This window comes from Nonomuraea sp. NPDC050547 (assembly GCF_044457345.1).
Taxonomy (GTDB): domain Bacteria; phylum Actinomycetota; class Actinomycetes; order Streptosporangiales; family Streptosporangiaceae; genus Nonomuraea.
Genome location: NZ_JBITGW010000005.1, coordinates 246467 through 265443, shown reverse-complemented (window position 1 = coordinate 265443; position 18977 = coordinate 246467). Strand labels below are relative to the sequence as shown.

The window sequence follows — 18977 nt, the reverse complement described above, 5'->3', positions numbered from 1 at the left end:
CAGGATGTCAGAACGCACTTACCGTCCGAGAATGCGGTTCGGAATCTTCTACGAGCACCAGCTGCCTCGGCCCTGGAAACCGGACAGCGAGCAGCGGCTCTACAACGACGCCCTGGACCAGATCGAGCTCGCGGACCGGGTCGGCTTCGACTACGCCTGGGAGGTCGAGCACCACTTCCTGGAGGAGTACTCCCACTCGGCGGCGCCGGAGGTGTTCCTGGCCGCCGCCTCCCAGCGCACCACGAACATCCGCCTGGGCCACGGCATCATCCAGCTCCCGCAGCAGGTGAACCACCCCGCCAGGGTGGCCGAGCGGGTGGCCACCCTGGACCTGGTCTCCGGCGGGCGCGTGGACTTCGGCACCGGCGAGTCCAGCTCCGCCGCGGAGCTCGGCGGGTTCGGGGTGGCGCGCGAGCTCAAGCGCGAGATGTGGCAGGACGCGCTCGACTGCGTCACCCGCATGTTCGCCGAAGAGCCGTTCGCCGGGTGGAACTCGCCCCACCTCCGCATGCCGCCGCGCAACGTGATCCCCAAACCCGTGCAGAAGCCGCACCCGCCGATCTGGGTGGCCTGCTCGCGGCGCGAGACGATCCGGCTGGCCGCGCGCAACGGGATCGGCGCGCTGTCGTTCGCGTTCGTGCACCCCGAGGACGCGGCCACCTGGTCGCGCGACTACTACCGGCTGCTGGCCTCCGAGGAGTGCGTGCCCGCCGGGTTCGCGGTCAACGCCAACCTCGCGGTCGTGCTGCCGATGATGTGCCACGAGGACCCGGAGGAGGCCAGGCGGCGCGGCGCGCTCGGCGCCGGGTTCTTCGCCTACGCGCTCGCGCACTACTACGGGCCGTCCAGGCACGAACCGGGCCGGGGCTCCATCTGGGACGACTTCACCGCCCGGCGGCCCCCGCTCGGAGCGCGCGGCGACGATCCGCTGGCCGGGGCGCTCGGCAGCCCACGGCAGCTCGTCGAGCTGGTCCGCCGCTACGAGGACGCCGGCGTCGATCAGATGATCTTCGTACTGCAGGCGGGGCCGAACCGGCACGAGCACATCTGCGAGAGCCTGGAGCTGTTCGGCAAGAAGGTCCTGCCGGTCTTCACCGACGGGCGCGAGGAACGGGAACGGGCCAAGGCGGAACGGCTGGCGCCCGCCGTCGGAGCGGCGCTGGCCAGGCGGGCTCCGGTCAGGGTGATGGCGCGGCCGTACCGGATCGAGGAGGACGCCGAGGTCGCGCGGATCGGGCGGCGGGCGCCGGCCGGGCCGGGGGAGCGGCTGCGGGCGGCGCGCAAGGCGGCGCGGCGCGGCGGGCAGGGGCTGCTGGCGCGCTTCGTCGGCGGGCGCGAGGACCGGGAACTGGAGCGGTGGTTCGGGCCGGGGCAACAGCGGCTGCTGTTCCGGCTGATGGCGCGCTCCTTCGACCCGGCCAAGGCCGGCGGGTTCCAGGGGACGCTGGAGTTCCGGCTCGAACCGGCGGCCACCTGGACGATCACCGTGCGCGGCGAGCGGGCCAGGATGGCACAGGGCCGCGCCGCCGATCCGGCGCTCGTGCTGGCGATGCCCGCCGCCGACCTGTTGCGCGTCCTCGCCGGCACGGTCAACCCGGCCGACCTGCTGATGTCCGGGCGACTGCGGGTCGAGGGCGACGTCACGCTGGCCTCGCGGGTGGCCGAGATGTTCGGCGGGCCGTCACCGTATTGACCTAGCTGAGCAGCTTGCGGGCGGCCGCCTCGATCTCCTCCTCCGACAGCAGCACGTGGCCGGCCGCCTCGCCGAGCGGGATGAAGCTGTCGGAGGACGTCACCCGCGCGATCTGCCCGGTGAACCCGGCGTCGACCAGCTCGGCCACGACACCCTCCGAGACGCTGCCCGAGCGGCGCGTCTCGTCGGCGATCAGCACCTTGCCGGTCAGCTCCGCCGCCCGCACCAGGTCCTCGACCGGCAGCGGCGACAACCACCGCAGATCCAGCACCCGGCAGCTGTAGCCCTCCTGGGTCAGGCGGACCGCGGCCCGAAGGCTCATCCGCAGGCCGTTGCCGTAGGTGACGATGGTCAGGTCGCGGCCGTCGCCGTAGGAGCGGGCCCGCCCGATCGGCACGTGCGTGTCGGCCCAGCGGGTCGGCGGCGCGTACGAGGCCAGCCAGCCGCCGTCGCCCTCGTCGAACAGGTCGCGCGTGTGGTAGAGCGCGATCGGCTCCAGGAAGACGCAGACCGCGCCCTGGGTACGGGCCGCCGCCAGGCACGTGCGCAGCATCGCCGAGGCGTCGTCGGGCCGCGAGGGCGAGGCGATGACCAGGCCGGGGATGTCGCGCAGCGCGCCGATGGCGTTGTCGTTGTGGAAGTGGCCGCCGAAGCCCTTCTGGTAGGCGTAGCCGGCCACGCGGACGACCATCGGGTTGGTGAAGGCGCCGCGGGAGAAGAAGGAGAGCGTGGCGGCCTCGCCGCGGATCTGGTCGAGCGCGTTGTGCAGATAGGCCAGGTACTGGATCTCGGGCACCGGAAGCAGCTTGGCGACGCCGGAGCCGAGCGCGAGGCCGAGGATGGCCTGCTCGTCGAGGAGGGTGTCGAAGACGCGGGCGGCGCCGAAGCGCTTCTGCAGGCCGCGGGTGACGCCGTAGACGCCACCCTTCTTGGCGACGTCCTCGCCGAAGACCATCATCTCGGGGTAGACGGCCAGCGCGTCCGACAGCGTCCTGTTGATCGCCTGCGACAGCGTCATCGCCTTGTCGTTCTCGGGCAGCGCGCCGGCGAAGGCCTTCTCGCGCACCGACGGCTCGGCCGCCACCGGGCTGATCTTGGCGATCACGTCCTCGCTGCGCGGGGCGATGGGCGCCATGACCTCCTCGGCCGTGGACAGCCGCGGGCTGCGCGTGGTCTCCAGCGCCATGCGCAGCACGTGCTCGCGCGTGGACTCGTACGACTTGAGTAGTTCGTCGGGGGTGGCGAGGCCCGCCTCGACCAGCATCGCGGCGCTGCGCAGCAGCGGGTCGCGCTCCATGTCGGCGCGGATCTCGCGCTGGGTGCGGTACGCGACCTCGACGTCGGAACCGGCGTGGCCCATCAGCCGCACCGTCGACAGGTGCAGGAAGGCGGGGGAGCGGTTGGCCCGCACGTGCGCCACCGCCTGCGCGGCCGCGTCGTAGGCGGCGGCCAGGTCGCAGCCGTCGGCGGCGAAGTACTCGATGCCCGGCCGGTTCGCCGCCGCCTCGACCCAGCCCTTGGGCGTACGGACGCTGATGCCGATGCCGTTGTCCTCGCAGACGAACACGATCGGCACCGCCTGGCCCTGGTAGGTGGCGTAGGCGGCGGTGTTGAAGCCGGACTGCGCGGTGGCGTGGTTGATGGAGGCGTCGCCGAAGCTGCACACCGCGATCGCGTCTCCGGCCCACGCGGCGGGAACGTCGAGCGCGCGGGCCCGCTCGATGGCGAAGGCCACGCCCACGGCCCTGGGCAGATGGCTGGCGATGGTCGAGGTCTGCGGGATGACCGCGAGCTCGGGGTGCCCGAACACCTTGTGCCTGCCGCCGGCGATCGGCTCCTCCGCGGCGGCGGTCAGGCCCAGGAGCACGTCGCGGATGCCCTGCTCGGGCAGCCGCCCGGCCAGGGCCGAGCGCGTGAGGTAGAACGCGCCGGAGCGGTAGTGCAGCAGCGCGGGGTCGTCGACGCGCAGCGCCGCGGCCACCGCGGCGTTGCCCTCGTGCCCGGCCGAGCCGATCGTGTAGAAGCCCTGGTCCTGCTCGCGCAGCCAGCGGGCCGCGATGTCGAGCAGCCGGCTGTCGAGCTGGCGGCGGTACAGGTCGAGACAGAGCCGGCCGCTGAGCGTGCTGCCCTCGCGGACCGGTCTTGACGGGTCACGAGGGGTGCCCATCTTGAGGTCGGCTACGGCTTCGAGGAAGTGAGTCTCAACTGTGTCGCGCGCCACAAGCCCGATTATGCCCCCCAGACGCCTCGTCGGGAGGTGACATGTTCTGGACCGGTGTAACTGACTCAGTTTCGTTACGGCGTGTCAGCTTTACGAACCTTTTGCCCGTCCTAAACGTCTACTAGAGAGAAACACGTGGCACCCTCAATGCCGCGTTGACCACTTGCGGACTCCAGAAGGGACGGAAACCCGCATGTCGCAACGCATCCGCGCTGTGGCCGTCGCGCTCGCGATGGGAGCCGGAGCGATCGCTCTGGCCTCGCCGGCGACGGCATCGGCCGGGGCGAAGGCCCCCAGCATTTCCGACGTGGACGTCAGCCCGTCGCCGGTCGTCGTGTTCGACGACTCGGTCACGGCGACGTTCAGCTTCACCACGAAGGGCGCGGGCAAGGCTGAACTCCAGCTCCGCGCGCCCGGTGACGTCAGCGTTCCCACCCCGGTCGACCTCAAGTCCGCGCCGCACGGCGAATGGACCAAGTGGACCGGCACCAAGTCCTTCGACGCCAAGAGCGCCGGACGCTGGAACATCCTCGCCATCGCCCACGGCGACGGCGAGAGCTCCTCGCGCGGCTCGTTCGAGGTCAAGAAGGCCCTCGACACCAAGATCGTCGACTTCGACGCCAGCCCCGACCTGGTGGCGAAGGGCTCGACGATCAAGGTCTCCGGCCGTCTCCTCGCCGAGGGCAAGGGGTACGGCGGGCAGCAGGTCACGATCACCTTCCGCGAGAAGGGGACCGACGCCTACCGCCACATCACCAAGACCGGCACCAGCCGCTCCGGCTGGTTCTCCACCGGCGTCAAGGCCGAGGCCACCGGCTGGTGGCGGGCCGAGTTCGACAAGACCGGCTCCGCCAGGGGCTCGGTCAGCGACACCGACCGCGTGGACGTCAAGGCCGCCGACCGGCCCACCCGGATCATCGGCTTCGACGCCTCGCCCGAGCCCGTGGACAAGGGCGACCGGCTCGCGCTCAGCGGCAACCTGCAGGTCGAGGGCTGGGAAGGTCTGCCCGGCCAGCGGGTGGCCATCCAGTTCAAGGCCCACGGATCCTCGCGCTGGGAGCACGTGACCAGCGACGTGACCGGCCGCAACGGCCGCTTCTGGGCCGACGCCAGGGCCTACACCTCCGGTTGGTGGCGGGCCGTGTACGGCGGCTCCTCCGGCATCCAGGGCTCGGCCAGCGACGCCGACTGGGTCCGCGTGGAGCGGCACACGCCGCCTCCGCCGCCGGAGAAGGCCGACAGCAGGCTGATCAAGTTCAACGCCTACCCCGAGCCCGTCAAGCGCGGCAAGTACCTGAAGTTCAAGGGCAAGCTGCAGATCCTCGACGACGGCTGGGACGGCCACCGAGCCAAGATCCGGCTGTACTTCAAGCCCAAGGGCTCCAGCAAGTGGTACTACTACAAGGCCACCTGGTCCAACAGCAGTGGCAACATCTACACCAAGGTGAAGGCCTCGAAGTCGGGCACCTGGAGATTCGTCTTCCAGGGCGACTCGGACGCCTACGGCGACACCAGCGGTAGCGACTACGTGCGCGTCAAGCGGTAACCGCCGGCACGACCCGGGCGCGGGCCTCCGATCCAGGGGCCCGCGCCCTCCGCATTCCTCCAGAGGCTCCGGAGAAGGCCGCGTTGACAGGCCCCGCGTTCGGAGGCTTCAGAGGAGGCCTCGTCCGGGGGTTCTACAGGAGGCCGCGTTCCATCGCGGCGACCACCGCCGCCGCCCGCGTCTCCACGCCGAGCTTGGCGAAGACGTGCTTGAGATGCGTCTTCACCGTCGTCTCGCTGATCAGCAGCGTCCTGGCGACCTCCTTGTTGCCCGCGCCCTTGGCGATCAGGCGCAGCACCTCCAGCTCGCGCGGGCTCGGGTCCTTCGGCTGCCGGCTCTTACCGGCCATCAGATGCCCGGCGATCGCCGGTGACAGCACCCTGCCGCCCGCGGCGGCCGTGCGTACCGCATGGTGCAGTTCCTCGCGCGGCGTGTCCTTCAGCAGGTAGCCCGCCACGCCCTCGGCCAGCGCGCGGCCGACGTGGCCGTCGGTGTCGTAGGTGGTCAGCACGATCACCTTCATCGCGGGATGCGCCGCGTGCAGGCGGCGGATCGCGCCGACGCCGTCCAGGTTCGGCATCCGCAGGTCCATGAGCACGACGTCCGGCTCGGTGCTCCTGGCCAGCGCGAGCGCCTCACGGCCGTCGGCCGCGGCGGCGACCACCGTGATGTCGGGCAGGCCGTCGAACATGCCGCGCAGGCCGTCCCGCACCACCGGATGGTCGTCGACGATCATCAGGCGGACGGGATGCTCACGCACAGCGCCGTCCCCTCTCCCGGCGCCGACTCCACCGTCACCGTGCCGCCGACCGCGGCCGCGCGCTCGCGCATCGCCGCCAGCCCGTAACCGCCGCCCGGCGCCGCGTCCGCGTCGAATCCGGCGCCGTCGTCCAGCACGTCCAGCGTCACTTCGTCCTCCATGTACGACAACGTGATGGCCACCCGCCGCGCCCCCGCGTGCTTGGCGGCGTTGGCCAGTCCTTCCTGCGCGGCGCGCAGCAGCGTCGCCTCCACGTCCGGCTCCAGCGGGCGGCGCGGCCCGTCCACCGCCACCGTGGCAGGAACTCCGCTCGCCGACGACCAGCGCGCCGCCACGTCCCCGAGGGCGAGGTCGATCCTGGCCCGGTTCAGGGGCTCGGGCCGCAGCGCGTCCACCGAGCGCCGCGCCTCGCCGAGGTTCTCGCGAGCCAGCCGCTTGGCGACGGCGATGCGATTCCGTACGGCCGGCAGATCGTCGATCGCCTGCTCCGCGGCCTCCAGCTGGGTGATGATCCCGCTGAGCCCCTGTGCCAGCGTGTCGTGGATCTCCCTGGCCAGGCGGGCCCGCTCCCGCAGCACCCCGACCTCGCCGGCCTTGACCAGGTGGTGGGCGAACAGGCCCATGATCGTGACCAGCCCGGCGTTGGCGAGCAGGCCGCCCAGCACGCCCGGGTTCACCGCCAGCTCGGTCACCCGGCCGCTCGCCACGAACGTGGTCACCACCAGCGTCACCGCTCCTGCATAGCCCCACCGGCCGGGCAGCAGCACGTACGGCAGCGGGCACATGCCGAACTGGACCAGCTCGAAGACCGGCTCGCGGCGGAGCAGAAGGAAGAGCAGGCAGAGCAGGACCAGGAAGTGCCAGGCCATGGGGTTGAGGCGTTCCAGGTCCTCGCTCCTGCGGACCACGAAGAGCCAGTAGTAGACCCCCATGGCCGCGGCCAGCCCCAGCGTGAGCGGCCGGCCGCCACCGGTCCCCATGAGCGCGACCACGGCCGTGGGGAACGTCAGGCAGGCGTAGAAGAGAAGGTGGAAAGCGTGGAGCCAGCGGCTCATTCCCACCTGAACGTGAACGCGGCTATCGCCGTACATACGATGATTATCCCCGTGAGCAGCAGCAACGGCGGCGCGGCCGGAGTGCCGAACCAGCCCTCCCGCATCGCCGTCACCGCCTGGGTGAGCGGCAGATAGTCCCCGACCGTCCGCAGGGTCTCCGGCAGGCCCTCGCGCGGGATCGCCGCCCCGGCCAGGAAGATCATCGGGAACATGACCGTGAGCCCGAGCAGATCCGCCGTCCGCGCCCGGGGCGCCACCGCCGCGATCACGAACCCGATCGCGCAGGTCATCAGCGCGCTCAGCGCGAACGCCAGCACCAGCGGCAGCGGGTGCGCCGGCGGCGCCACCCCGAAGACCGCCATGCCCGCCCCGACCACCACCAGCGACCCGGCCAGCCCCATCACCATCTGGGCCGCGACCTGCGCCCCCAGCAGCATGACCGGCGAGATGGGCGTGACCGCCAGCCGCCGCAGCACCTTGCGCTCCCGGTAGGTGGCCACGATCCCCGGCAGCGCCGCGATGCCGCCGATCGCCAGGATCATCGCCATGTAGCTGGGCAGGAAGATCTCCAGCCGCTTGTTGCCGCTGTTGAGCACCAGCAGCATGAGCGGGAAGGCGACCATGAAGAACAGGCTGCCGGGATCGCGGGCCAGCAGCCTCAGCTCGTTGAGCGACAACTGGACGAAAGCCCTCACAGCACACCCTCCAGCGACGCCGTGCCCGCCTGGGCCATGAGCTCGGCCGGGCTCCCGACCGCCGCGATCCGCCCGTCGCGGAAGACCGCCACCCGGTCGCACAGCTCTTCCGCCTCGTCCATGAAGTGGCTGACCAGCACGATCGTGGTGCCCGCCGCCTTGAGGCCCCTGACCAGCTCCCACGTCTCGCGCCTGGCCACCGGGTCCAGGGCCGTGGTCAGCTCGTCCAGCACCACCAGCTCGGGATCGCCCACCAGGGCCAGCGCGAGCAGCAGCCGTTGCCGCTGCCCTCCGGAAAGGTCGCTGAAGGCGCGATTCCTGAGCTTCTCCAGCCCCCAGGTGCCCATGATCTTCCTGGGGTCGGCCGGCCGCGCGTAGAACGAGGCGAACAGCCTGAGCGCCTCACCCACCTTGATCCGGTCGGGCAGCGCGCTGTCCTGCAGCTGCACCCCGACCTTCCTGGCCAGCTCCCGCCGCCGCGCCGGATCGATCCCGAGGACCCGGACGCTGCCCGCATCCTGCCTGCGCAGCCCGACCAGGCACTCGACCGTGGTCGTCTTCCCGGCCCCGTTGCGCCCGATGACGCCGAACGTCTCACCCCGCGCGACCTCGAACGACACCCCGTCCACGGCCACCACGCCGCCGTAGGCCTTGCGCAGGTCGCGCACTGTTATCGCTGTCATACGGCGATGCTCGCGCCCGCTCGCGCCCCCCGGCATCCCCCACCCCGCCACCCGGTATCCCCCATTCGGAGGACCCCCGGCGCCCCGGGCCCACCATCGAGCCCGGGACATCAGGGAATCGGTCTAGTTGGGGTTCTTGGCACCCAGACTGATCAGCATGGCCTTGATATCGACCAGCTGACCCTCTACCCGAGTCATCCGGTCTTCCATCTGCTCGAACCGCTGGTCAACCTTCTCGAACCGCTCGTTGATGCTTGCTTCCAGTGTGTCGAACCGCTGGTCGATGCCGTCGAACCGCAGGTCCATGGCGTCGAGCCGTCGGTCGATGCCGTCGAATCTGAGGTCCATGGCGTCGAGCCGCTGGTCGATGCCGTCGAACCGCAGGTCTATCGCGTCGAGTCGTTGATCGATGCCGTCGAATCTGAGGTCCATGGCGTCGAGCCGCTGGTCGATGCCGTCGAACCTGAGGTCGACCGCGTCGAACCGCTCTTCCATCTTCTCGATGATGTTGCGGCTGGTCTCGTCGATGCGCGTGTGCAGCGCGTCGAACCGGTCGGCGATGCTCAGCATAGGCACGCCGCTGAATATAGCTTCTTCCAGTACAGTGACACGCCGCTCCAGAAGCGGAAGGTCGATCTCGCTGACATGCACAGGCGTCTCCTTCGAAAGGGAGGGGGGCGAAGATGCCATCGGGAAAGATACCTTCCGTCACCGACAGAACGCGGTGCGTTATATCGAATCGGCATGGACGCTCAGTCGGCCCGCCGGAACTGGATGATCCCCACCCCCAGCAACGCCGCCCCCAGCCCGGCGACGACGCCGATCTCCAGGAGGACCGGCACCTGCCACCCGAACCACTGCACGCCCGGGTTCAGCATCGCGTTCACCTCCGGCGGCACGGAAAGGTGGGAGAAGACGGCCTGCCGCATCGGGTCCACCGCGTACGTCATCGGGTTGACCACGGTCAGGACGTGCAGCCACGACGGCAGGTTGGCCAGCGGGAACATCGCCCCGGACAGGAACATCATCGGCATGATGGCCATCTGCATCAGCCCGAAGAACGTCTGCATGTTCTTCATCCGTGCCGCCAGCATCACCCCGAACGCGGTGATCGTGAACGCCGCGAGGAACATCTCGGCCAGCAAGGTCAGCATCAGCGTCCCGGAGTACGGCACGCCCACCAGTCCCGCCATCGCGAGGATCACGACGCCCTGCGCGGTGGCCACGATGGCGCCGCCGAGGCACTTCCCGAGCACGATGGCGCCCCGGGAGACCGGCGCGACCAGCATCTCGCGCAGGAAGCCGAACTCCCGGTCCCACACGATCGACCCGGCCGAGAACATCCCGGTCATGATGACCGTCATCGAGATCATCCCGGGATACATGAAGGTGCGATAGTCGACGCCGGGGATGCTGCCCTGCACCAGTGACCCCAGCCCGGTGCCCATGATGAACAGCCACAGCACCGGCTGGAAGAGCATGGACAACATCCGCGTCCGGTCGCTGAGGAAGCGCAGCATCTCGCGGTGGAGCACCACTTTGACCGCGCGCAGGTCGTGCCCGGCGCTGCGGGCCGGAACCACGACCGAGATGGTTTCGGTGGTCATCGGCGCACCATCGCTCTCATCCAGGCGTTCTTGTCGTCGGCTTCGGCGTCCCTGATGGTGGAGCCGGTGTAGGACATGAAGACGTCGTCGAGCGAGGGCCGCGACACGCTCACCGACCTGATCGGCTGACCGAGTTCGGCGAAGAGGCGGGGCACGAACTCCTCGCCCGAGGCGACCGCGAACGTCACCGCCCCCTCGTGCACCGTCGCCTCGAGCCCGAACCGCTCGCGCAGCGCGGTGATGGCACGTTCGTCATCGCCGGTGTGGATCTGCACGCGGTCCTTGCCGACGCTGGCCTTGAGCGCCTCGGGGGAGTCCACGACGACGATCTCGCCGTGGTCGATGATGGCGATGCGGTCGCAGTACTCGGCTTCTTCCATGTAGTGCGTCGTCATGAAGATCGTGATGTCCTCACTCAGGCGCAGCTTGTTGATGTAGCCCCAGATGGCGGCCCTGGTCTGCGGGTCGAGGCCGACCGTGGGCTCGTCCAGGAACAGCACCCTGGGCGAGTGGAGCAGGCCGCGGGCGATCTCCAGGCGCCGTTTCATGCCGCCGGAGAACGTCATGACCTTGGCGTCCTTGCGGTCCCAGAGCGCCACCATCTCCATGACCTGGCGGATCCGGTCGCCGACGATGTGGCGCGGCACGCCGTACAGTTCGGCATGGAAGCGGAGGTTCTGCTCCGCGGACAGGTACCCGTCGAGGGTCGGGTCCTGGAACACCAGTCCGATGTTGCGCCGCACCTCGTCGCGGGCGCCGACCACGTCGTGGCCGGCGACGCTGGCGCTGCCGCCGGTGGGGTTGACCAGCGTGCAGAGCATGCTGATGGTCGTGGTCTTGCCGGCGCCGTTCGGGCCGAGGAAGCCGAACACCTCTCCCGGCCGGACCTCGAAGCTGACGCCTTTGACCGCTTCGACCTTTCCGTAGGTCTTTTTCAGATCTTGTACGGCTACCGCCGGAGTTAACGTCATCTAATCCTCCGCCAGAATCTGGAACACAGACTTGCGCGTCTGCCGGAGCAGCTTCTTGGCCTCGGCGACCTGCCGGTCGTTGGCCGTGTGGGTCAGGTGGACGAACGCCTCGCCAAGCGCCCCCCACAGAAGCCGCAGTTCGTGCCGGTCCTCGGGGACCGTGCGTGCGACCTCGTCCCACGGCGCGCTCCCCGTCGCCAGCCGTTCCGCCTGCTCACGCCCCTGCTCGGTGAGCTGGAAGGTACGGCTGCCGCCGGACTCGCCACCGCTGACCAGGCCCTCGTCCTCAAGCTGCTGGAGCGCCGGATAGACCGACCCGGGACTCGGCCGCCAGACGCCGCGGCTGCGCTCGGCGATGTCCTGGATCATCTGGTAGCCGTTGCGCGGCCCCTCGTGGATCAGCACCAGCAACGCCGCCCGCACGTCGCCCCGCCGTACTCGCGGGGCCGTCACGGGGATCGGCGGGCCCGTCGCGTGGAACGGGGTGCCCAAGGGAGCGAACGCCTCGGGCCAGTCATCGGATTCCTGCACGATGATCACCCTTCTACTATCTAGATGCTTCAAAGATATATCTAGATAATTGGCAGTCGCAAGCAATTAACGGACCATCGGTGACCCAGGGCAGCACGGCGACCACGCAAGGACCGCGCGTGGGCAGCGAGAGGCGCCGCATGGCGGCCGGAACCCAGGGCGAGGCGCCTGGGTGGAAGGGAGCACGACAACCACACGCGGACCGCGCGCCGCGATCGAGAGGCGGCCGCGGCCCAGGGCAAGGCTCTGGGGGAAGGCGATCTCCAGCGCGAGGCGGGCAGAGGGCCCGCCGCCGGGCGTGCGAGGGAGACGAGGTGTGCGGTCCGGAGGTGCTCGCCTGGTTAGGGGATGTTAACCAGGGCGGTGTGGGCGAGCTCGTACAGCAGGGTGGCGGTGTCGTCGGCGGGGAGGTCGCCGGCGCTGTGCGGGGTGGAGTTGAGCAGGCCGAAGACGGCGTGCGTGGCGGCGCGCAGCCGGGCGGCTGGGCGGCCGGGCCGCAGTTCGGTCAGGACGGTGACCCATTCCTCCACGTACAGCCGCTGCAGGCGGCGGATCTGCCGCCGCTGCGGCTCGGGCACGTTGCCCAGCTCCCGGTCGTGCACGGTGATCAGGTACGGCTCCCGCAGCGAGAACGCGATGTGCCCACGCAGCAGCGCGGACAGCGCCTCCTCCGGCGTCCCGGCGGCGGTGACCAGGTCGCCGGCCCCGCTGTGCAGCCGGGAGCTGATGCCCAGCAGCATCTCGGCCAGCAACGCCTCCTTGCCGCTGAAGTGCTTGTAGAGGGCGGGGCCCGACACTCCCACCGCGGCCCCGAGCTCCTCGATCGAGACCCCGTGGAAACCGCGTTCGGCGAAGAGCCGGGCGGCGGCGTCGAGGATCTCGGCGCGTCTGGCCCCTCGGCTGCGGGTAGGAGTGCTCATGTCTCACATTCTAGACATAGACGTTAATGATGACTAACCTTTCCAGCATGACTCACTGGCCGGTGCTGAAAACGGTCGCCGACCTCGGGGGCGAGGCTTTCAAAGCCAACGCCGACCTCAACGAGCGGCTCGCCGCCGAGTTGCGCGACAGGCTCGCCCGCGCGGCGCTCGGCGGGCCGGAGCGCTCGCGGCAACGCCATGTGGAGCGCGGCAAACTGCTGCCGCGCGACCGCGTGGACGGGCTGCTCGACCCGGGTTCGCGCTTCCTGGAGCTGTCGCCGCTTGCGGCCAACGGACTCTACGACGATCAGGCGCCCGCCGCGGGCATCATCACCGGCATCGGCCGGGTCTCGGGCCGCGAATGTGTGATCGTCGCCAACGACGCGACGGTCAAGGGCGGCACGTACTACCCGATGACGGTCAAGAAGCACCTGCGCGCCCAGGAGGTGGCGCTCCACAACAACCTCCCCTGTGTCTACCTCGTCGACTCCGGCGGCGCCTTCCTCCCCAGACAGGACGAGGTCTTCCCCGACCGCGAACACTTCGGCCGCATCTTCTACAACCAGGCCACGATGTCCGCGCGCGGCATCCCGCAGATCGCCGCCGTCCTCGGATCCTGTACGGCCGGCGGCGCCTACGTCCCGGCCATGAGCGACGAGGCGGTCATCGTCCGCAACCAGGGCACGATCTTCCTGGGCGGCCCGCCGCTGGTCAAGGCGGCCACCGGCGAGGAGGTCACCGCGGAGGAACTGGGCGGCGGCGACCTGCACGCCCGGATCAGCGGCGTCACCGACCATCTGGCCGAGGACGACGCCCACGCGCTGGCCATCGTCAGGGACATCGTCGCCACGCTGGCCCCCCGGCCGCCCCGCCCCTGGGCGAGCGCCGAGCCGGAGGAGCCGCTGCTCGACCCGCGCGACCTCTACGGCATCGTGCCGGCGGACACGCGGCAGCCGTACGACGTGCGCGAGGTCATCGGGCGGGTCGTGGACGGCTCGCGCTTCCAGGAGTTCAAGGCCGAGTACGGGCACACGCTGGTCACCGGCTTCGCCCACATCCACGGGCACCCGGTCGGGATCATCGCCAACAACGGCATCCTGTTCGCCGAGTCGGCGCTCAAGGGCGCCCACTTCATCGAGTTGTGCGACCGGCGCCAGGTGCCGCTGGTGTTCCTGCAGAACATCAGCGGGTTCATGGTCGGCAAGGCCTACGAGGCGGGCGGCATCGCCAAGCACGGGGCCAAGATGGTCACCGCGGTCTCGTGCGCGCGGGTGCCGAAGCTGACGGTGATCATCGGCGGCTCGTTCGGCGCCGGGAACTACGCGATGGCGGGGCGGGCGTACTCGCCGCGGTTCCTGTGGATGTGGCCGAACGCCCGCATCTCGGTCATGGGCGGCGAGCAGGCGGCCAACGTGCTCACGACCGTGGGCAACGCCGACGCCGACGCCATCCGCGCCCAGTACGAGGACCAGGGCAACCCCTACTACTCCACCGCCAGGCTCTGGGACGACGGCGTGATCGACCCGGCCGACACCCGCACCGTCCTGGGGCTGGCACTGTCGGCGGCGGCCAACGCGCCGCTGGAACCCATCGGCTACGGCGTCTTCAGGATGTGACGATGTTCTCCACCGTTCTGATCGCCAACCGCGGCGAGATCGCCGTCCGGATCATCCGGACCTTGCGCACGATGGGCGTCACGAGCGTCGCCGTCTACACCGAGGCCGACGCCGGCGCCCTGCACGTCCGCGAGGCGGACCACGCCCTCCAGGTCCCGAAATATCTGGACATGGGAGCCATCGTGGCCGCCGCCCGCGACGCCGGCGCGCAAGCCGTACACCCGGGCTATGGGTTTCTCGCGGAGAACCCGCAGTTCGCCCGGCTCTGCGCGAAGGAGGGGCTGGTCTTCATCGGCCCGCCCGCCGAGGCCATCGAGGCCATGGGCGACAAGATCCGCGCCAAGGCCACGGTCGCCGCGGCCGGAGTGCCCGTGGTGCCGGGCGGCGCCGAGCCCGCCGACGACCTGCGCGCCTGGAACGTCTTCCCCGCGCTGATCAAGCCATCGGCCGGCGGCGGCGGCAAGGGCATGGTGCTCGTCCGCGCGGCCGGGGAACTGCCCGAGGCGCTGGAGTCGGCGCGCCGCACCGCGGTGAACGCCTTCGGCGACGGCACCCTGCTCATCGAGCGCTTCATCGAGAACCCGAGGCACATCGAGATCCAGGTGCTGGCCGACACCCACGGCGCCGTCGTGCACCTGGGCGAGCGCGAGTGCAGCCTCCAGCGCAGGCACCAGAAGATCATCGAAGAGGCGCCCTCGCCCTTCGTCACCCCGGAGACGCGCGCCGCCATGGGCGCGGCGGCGGTCGAGGCGGCCCGCTCGGTCGGCTACACCGGCGCCGGCACGGTCGAGTTCATCGTCGACGGCACCACCGGCGACTACCACTTCATGGAGATGAACACCCGCCTCCAGGTCGAACACCCCGTCACCGAGCTGGTCACGGACGTGGACCTCGTGGAGCTCCAGCTGCGGGTGGCCGCGGGCGAGCCCCTGACGTTCACTCAGTCCGAGGTACGGCTGCGCGGCCACGCCGTCGAGGCCCGCGTGTACGCCGAGGACCCGGCCAGGGGCTTCCTGCCCACCGGCGGCCGGGTTCTCGCGCTGGCGGAGCCCTCCGGCGTGCGGGTCGACTCCTCGCTGGCGGCGGGCACCGTGGTCGGCAGCGACTTCGACCCGATGCTCTCCAAGGTCGTCGCCTGGGCGCCCACGCGTGAGGAGGCGCTCAGGGCGCTCGACCGGGCGCTCGGGCGCACGACGGTGCTGGGCGTGACGACCAACATCCCGTTCCTGCGGGCGCTGGTGACGCGGCCGGAGGTGGTGGCCGGCGAGCTGGACACCGGGCTGGTGGAACGCGTCCTGCCCGGCCTTGACCTGTCCGCCGCGACCCCGGCGGACGTGCTGGCCGTGGCGGCGCTGATCTTCCACGACGCTCCGGCCGGGCGCGACCCTTGGGACGTGGCCGACGGCTGGCGGGTGGGCGAGCGGGCCTGGACGACGCTGCGGCTGGAGTCCCGCGAGGGCGTGCGCGAGGTGGCCGTACGCGGCCTGCCCACCGCCGCGGAGATCCGGCTGCCCGGCGCCGCCGCCGGGCGGCCACCGGCCGAACGCGAAGCCGTGCCGAAAGACGCCGTCCGACAGGAAGCCGCGCGAACCGAAGGTGTGCCCGAAGAAGGCGTGCCCGGAGCGGTCGTGTGGTTGCCAGCCGTACCGGCGAAGGTGCGGGTCGCGGGGGAGAGGGCCGTGCTGACGCTCGGCGGGCGGGTCGCCTCCTACACGTTCGCGCGCGACGGTGAGACCGTGTGGATCGGGCGCGACGGCGGCGCGTGGGCGCTGACCAGGCACCGCATCGGCGACCCCGGCGATCGTCCGGGCGCGGCGGGCGGCGGCGACGGCGTCGTGCGCAGCCCGATGCCGGGCACGGTCCTGCTGGTCAAGGCGGCCGTCGGCGACGAGGTCACCAAGGACCAGCCGCTGGTCGTCGTGGAGGCGATGAAGATGGAGCACACCGTCACCGCGCCCGTGGACGGCGTGGTGCGCGAGCTCCCGGTACGGGCGGGCCAGTCCGTGGACATGGACGCGGTCCTCGCCGTGGTGGAGGCGTGATGCACAAGCTCGACGGCCTGCCGGAGCGGGTCACGGTCTACGAGGTCGGCCCCCGCGACGGCCTGCAGAACGAGAAGGCGGTCGTCCCCGTCGAGGTGAAGGCCGAGTTCATCGGCCGCCTCGCCGCCGCCGGGCACACGGTGATCGAGACGACCAGCTTCGTCCACCCCACGTGGGTGCCCCAGCTGGCCGACTCCGGTGAGCTGCTGGCCATGCTCGAACGCGGGCCCGGCATCCGCTATCCGGTGCTGGTGCCGAACCTCAAGGGGCTCGACCGGGCGCTGGAGAGCGGCGTCGAGGAGATCGCCGTCTTCGCCAGCGCCACCGAGACCTTCGCCAACCGTAACCTCAACCGCGGCCTGGAGTCGCAGTTCGAGATGTTCGAGCCGGTGATCGCCGGGGCGCTGGAGCACGGGCTCAGGGTGCGGGCGTACGTCTCCATGGTCTTCGGCGACCCGTGGGAGGGCCCGACCCCGATCGAGCAGGTCGTGGGCGTCGGCACGCGGCTGCTCGACCTCGGCTGCTTCGAGCTGTCGCTGGGCGACACCATCGGCGTCGGCACCCCCGGCCACGCCACCGCGCTGGTCGAGGCGTTCGGCTCGCCCGAACGGCTGGCCGTCCACTTCCACGACACCTACGGCCAGGCCCTGGCCAACACGATGGCCGCGCTGAAGGCGGGCGTCACCGTGGTCGACGCCTCGACCGGCGGCATCGGCGGCTGCCCGTTCGCCGGCTCGGCCACCGGCAACCTCGCCACCGAGGACCTGGTCTGGATGCTCAACGGTCTCGGCATCGAGACCGGGCTCAACCTGGACGAGCTGGTCGCCACAAGCGTCTGGCTCGCCGAGCGGCTGGGCCGGCCGAGCCCATCCCGCGTCGTCCAAGCCCTCTCCCAGACGGCCCTCTCCCAAAAGGACTAGCCATGCTCAACGACGAGTACTCCGAGCTGCGTAAGACCGTCGAGGCGTTCGCCCGCGAGGTCGTGGCGCCGGTGATCGGCGACTACTACGAGCGCGAGGAGTTCCCCTACGACATCGTCCGGCAGATGGGCGCGATGGGCCTGTTCGGGCTGCCGCTGCCGGAGGAGCACGGCGGCATGGGCGGCGACTACTTCGCGCTGTGCCTGGCCCTGGAGGAGCTGGCGCGGGTGGACTCCAGCGTGTCGATCACGCTGGAGGCCGCGGTCTCGCTGGGCGCGATGCCGATCTACCGCTTCGGCACGGCCGAGCAGAAGGCCACCTGGCTGCCCAGGCTGGCCAGCGGGGAGATGCTGGGCGCGTTCGGTCTCACCGAGCCCGGCGGCGGCTCCGACGTGCCGGGCGGCATGCGGACCACCGCCGTCCTGGACGGCGGCGAGTGGGTGATCAACGGGACCAAGGCGTTCATCACGAACTCGGGCACCGACATCACCGGCGTCGTCGGCGTCGCCGCCATCACCGGGGAGCGCGACGGCAAGAAGGAAATCTCCACCATCTTGGTCCCGGCGGGTACCCCCGGCTTCACCGTCTCGAAGAAGTACTCCAAGGTCGGCTGGAACGCCTCCGACACCCGTGAGCTGTCCTTCACCGACTGCCGGGTCCCGGCGGAGAACCTCCTGGGCGAGCGGGGCCGGGGCTACGCGCAGTTCCTGCAGACGCTCGACGAGGGCCGCATCGCCATCGCCGCCCTCAGCGTCGGCCTGGCCCAGGGCTGCGTGGACGAGTGCCTGCGCTACGTACGCGAACGCCAGGCCTTCGGCCACCCGATCGGCCACTACCAGGCGATCCAGTTCAAGATCGCCGACATGGAGGCGCGGACCCACACCTCCCGCCTGGCCTACTACCACGCGGCGGAGAAGATGCTGGCCGGCCAGCCGTTCAAGAAGGAGGCGGCGATCGCCAAGCTCGTCTCCTCCAACGCCGCCATGGACAACTCCCGCGAGGCCACCCAGATCTTCGGCGGCTACGGCTTCATGAACGAGTTCCCGGTCGGCCGCTTCTACCGCGACGCCAAGATCCTGGAGATCGGAGAGGGCACCAGCGAGGTTCAGCGCATGCTGATCGCCCGCCAGCTCGGCCTCTCCGATCTATGACGCTGGGTGGTGGTGTAGAGCACCCTGCGTTCGCTATTCTCCCTGCCTTGACCACAATTCGTGATTGTCCGGTTGCAGAGCTATAAATCGGCATCGGTGAAGTAGGGTGCGCAGGGTGACATCTGACGATCTTGTAATCAGGCGGGCCGAGAAGGGCGACGCGGACGAGATCTTCGCGCTGGCCCGCGAGTTCGGGATGACGTTCCGCCCGGAGCGCGAGGCGTTCGACGTGGCCCTGCCGCAGTTGCTGCGCAACGAGGACGCGCTGCTCCTGGCGGCGGTGGCCGGCGGGCGGGTCACCGGATACCTGCTCGGCTTCGTGCATTTGACGCTCTTCGCGAACGGACCCGTGGCCTGGGTCGAGGAGGCCATGGTGCAGACCGGCTCGCGCCGCCAGGGCATCGGGCGCTCGCTGCTGGAGGATTTCGAGCGCTGGGCGCGCGAGCGCGAGGCGGGGTACGTGGCCATGGCGACCCGCCGGGCGCCCGAGTTCTACTCCGCTCTGGGCTACGAGGAGTCGGCGACGTTCTTCCGCAAGGTTCTTAGGTGACCGTTCTGTCCTAGTC

General features: G+C 70.5%; 17 protein-coding genes. 7 read left to right on the top strand and 10 right to left on the bottom strand.

All coding sequences use genetic code 11. From position 1 onward, the window contains the following. Positions 1 to 31 precede the first annotated feature (31 nt). Positions 32 to 1693: an LLM class flavin-dependent oxidoreductase gene (locus tag ACIBHY_RS15025; protein ID WP_397306928.1), complete on the top strand. Its 1662-nt coding sequence runs from the start codon at positions 32 to 34 to the stop codon at positions 1691 to 1693. Between the two features lies 1 nt (position 1694). Here the strand turns inward: ACIBHY_RS15025 and ACIBHY_RS15020 are convergent, their stop codons facing one another. Then, positions 1695 to 3914 (bottom strand): thiamine pyrophosphate-dependent enzyme, encoded by a 2220-nt coding sequence (locus ACIBHY_RS15020; protein ID WP_397306927.1) that lies wholly within the window; start codon positions 3912 to 3914, stop codon positions 1695 to 1697. Between the two features lie 193 nt (positions 3915 to 4107). Between ACIBHY_RS15020 and ACIBHY_RS15015 the strand changes: the two genes are divergently transcribed. Further along, positions 4108 to 5460 carry a hypothetical protein gene (locus ACIBHY_RS15015; RefSeq protein ID WP_397243073.1) on the top strand — a complete coding sequence of 451 codons (1353 nt, stop codon included), beginning with the start codon at positions 4108 to 4110 and terminating at the stop codon, positions 5458 to 5460. A gap of 133 nt (positions 5461 to 5593) precedes the next feature. Here ACIBHY_RS15015 and ACIBHY_RS15010 read toward each other — a convergent pair whose 3' ends face one another. The 9 genes from ACIBHY_RS15010 to ACIBHY_RS14970 form a co-directional block, all read right to left on the bottom strand. Continuing rightward, positions 5594 to 6220: a response regulator gene (locus tag ACIBHY_RS15010; RefSeq protein ID WP_397306926.1), complete on the bottom strand. Its 627-nt coding sequence runs from the start codon at positions 6218 to 6220 to the stop codon at positions 5594 to 5596. Further along, positions 6196 to 7275: a sensor histidine kinase gene (locus ACIBHY_RS15005; protein ID WP_397243077.1), complete on the bottom strand. Its 1080-nt coding sequence runs from the start codon at positions 7273 to 7275 to the stop codon at positions 6196 to 6198. Before ACIBHY_RS15005 ends, ACIBHY_RS15010 begins: the two co-directional genes overlap by 25 nt. Then, complete coding sequence (locus ACIBHY_RS15000) at positions 7272 to 7970, bottom strand: ABC transporter permease (protein WP_397306925.1); 699 nt, start codon at positions 7968 to 7970, stop codon at positions 7272 to 7274. The genes ACIBHY_RS15005 and ACIBHY_RS15000 overlap by 4 nt, the downstream gene beginning before the upstream one ends. After that, on the bottom strand, positions 7967 to 8653 hold the full coding sequence (locus ACIBHY_RS14995; RefSeq protein ID WP_397243081.1) for an ABC transporter ATP-binding protein: 687 nt from the start codon (positions 8651 to 8653) through the stop codon (positions 7967 to 7969). The genes ACIBHY_RS15000 and ACIBHY_RS14995 overlap by 4 nt, the downstream gene beginning before the upstream one ends. 123 nt (positions 8654 to 8776) lie before the next feature. Continuing rightward, positions 8777 to 9304, bottom strand: coding sequence for a hypothetical protein (locus ACIBHY_RS14990; RefSeq protein ID WP_397306924.1), 528 nt, complete (start codon positions 9302 to 9304; stop codon positions 8777 to 8779). Between the two features lie 101 nt (positions 9305 to 9405). After that, positions 9406 to 10260 carry an ABC transporter permease gene (locus ACIBHY_RS14985; protein ID WP_397243085.1) on the bottom strand — a complete coding sequence of 285 codons (855 nt, stop codon included), beginning with the start codon at positions 10258 to 10260 and terminating at the stop codon, positions 9406 to 9408. Beyond that, positions 10257 to 11231: an ATP-binding cassette domain-containing protein gene (locus ACIBHY_RS14980; protein WP_379633391.1), complete on the bottom strand. Its 975-nt coding sequence runs from the start codon at positions 11229 to 11231 to the stop codon at positions 10257 to 10259. The genes ACIBHY_RS14985 and ACIBHY_RS14980 overlap by 4 nt, the downstream gene beginning before the upstream one ends. Further along, positions 11232 to 11762, bottom strand: coding sequence for a PadR family transcriptional regulator (locus ACIBHY_RS14975; protein WP_397243087.1), 531 nt, complete (start codon positions 11760 to 11762; stop codon positions 11232 to 11234). A 341-nt stretch (positions 11763 to 12103) separates the two neighbouring features. Further along, positions 12104 to 12682 carry a TetR/AcrR family transcriptional regulator gene (locus ACIBHY_RS14970; RefSeq protein WP_397097295.1) on the bottom strand — a complete coding sequence of 193 codons (579 nt, stop codon included), beginning with the start codon at positions 12680 to 12682 and terminating at the stop codon, positions 12104 to 12106. 47 nt (positions 12683 to 12729) lie between these two features. On the opposite strand from ACIBHY_RS14970, the gene ACIBHY_RS14965 reads away from it, so the two are divergent. The 5 genes from ACIBHY_RS14965 to ACIBHY_RS14945 all read left to right on the top strand — a co-directional run bounded on the left by ACIBHY_RS14965 (position 12730) and on the right by ACIBHY_RS14945 (position 18961). Next, on the top strand, positions 12730 to 14298 hold the full coding sequence (locus ACIBHY_RS14965; RefSeq protein ID WP_397243089.1) for a carboxyl transferase domain-containing protein: 1569 nt from the start codon (positions 12730 to 12732) through the stop codon (positions 14296 to 14298). Between the two features lie 2 nt (positions 14299 to 14300). Continuing rightward, positions 14301 to 16340: an acetyl/propionyl/methylcrotonyl-CoA carboxylase subunit alpha gene (locus ACIBHY_RS14960; protein WP_397306923.1), complete on the top strand. Its 2040-nt coding sequence runs from the start codon at positions 14301 to 14303 to the stop codon at positions 16338 to 16340. After that, on the top strand, positions 16340 to 17260 hold the full coding sequence (locus ACIBHY_RS14955; RefSeq protein WP_397243093.1) for a hydroxymethylglutaryl-CoA lyase: 921 nt from the start codon (positions 16340 to 16342) through the stop codon (positions 17258 to 17260). Before ACIBHY_RS14960 ends, ACIBHY_RS14955 begins: the two co-directional genes overlap by 1 nt. A 2-nt stretch (positions 17261 to 17262) precedes the next feature. Further along, on the top strand, positions 17263 to 18411 hold the full coding sequence (locus ACIBHY_RS14950) for an acyl-CoA dehydrogenase family protein (RefSeq protein ID WP_397243095.1): 1149 nt from the start codon (positions 17263 to 17265) through the stop codon (positions 18409 to 18411). A 115-nt stretch (positions 18412 to 18526) separates the two neighbouring features. Beyond that, on the top strand, positions 18527 to 18961 hold the full coding sequence (locus tag ACIBHY_RS14945) for a GNAT family N-acetyltransferase (RefSeq protein ID WP_379613378.1): 435 nt from the start codon (positions 18527 to 18529) through the stop codon (positions 18959 to 18961). Positions 18962 to 18977 lie beyond the last annotated feature (16 nt).

Bases quoted from the DNA above. Each gene is read 5' to 3' on its own strand.
- ACIBHY_RS15025 (WP_397306928.1), top strand. From the start codon at position 32: ATGCGGTTCGGAATCTTCTACGAGCACCAGCTGCCTCGGCCCTGGAAA.
- ACIBHY_RS15015 (WP_397243073.1), top strand. From the start codon at position 4,108: ATGTCGCAACGCATCCGCGCTGTGGCCGTCGCGCTCGCGATGGGAGCC.
- ACIBHY_RS15005 (WP_397243077.1), bottom strand. From the start codon at position 7,275: ATGAGCCGCTGGCTCCACGCTTTCCACCTTCTCTTCTACGCCTGCCTG.
- ACIBHY_RS14995 (WP_397243081.1), bottom strand. From the start codon at position 8,653: ATGACAGCGATAACAGTGCGCGACCTGCGCAAGGCCTACGGCGGCGTG.
- ACIBHY_RS14985 (WP_397243085.1), bottom strand. From the start codon at position 10,260: ATGACCACCGAAACCATCTCGGTCGTGGTTCCGGCCCGCAGCGCCGGG.
- ACIBHY_RS14980 (WP_379633391.1), bottom strand. From the start codon at position 11,231: ATGACGTTAACTCCGGCGGTAGCCGTACAAGATCTGAAAAAGACCTAC.
- ACIBHY_RS14970 (WP_397097295.1), bottom strand. From the start codon at position 12,682: ATGAGCACTCCTACCCGCAGCCGAGGGGCCAGACGCGCCGAGATCCTC.
- ACIBHY_RS14965 (WP_397243089.1), top strand. From the start codon at position 12,730: ATGACTCACTGGCCGGTGCTGAAAACGGTCGCCGACCTCGGGGGCGAG.
- ACIBHY_RS14960 (WP_397306923.1), top strand. From the start codon at position 14,301: ATGTTCTCCACCGTTCTGATCGCCAACCGCGGCGAGATCGCCGTCCGG.
- ACIBHY_RS14955 (WP_397243093.1), top strand. From the start codon at position 16,340: ATGCACAAGCTCGACGGCCTGCCGGAGCGGGTCACGGTCTACGAGGTC.
- ACIBHY_RS14950 (WP_397243095.1), top strand. From the start codon at position 17,263: ATGCTCAACGACGAGTACTCCGAGCTGCGTAAGACCGTCGAGGCGTTC.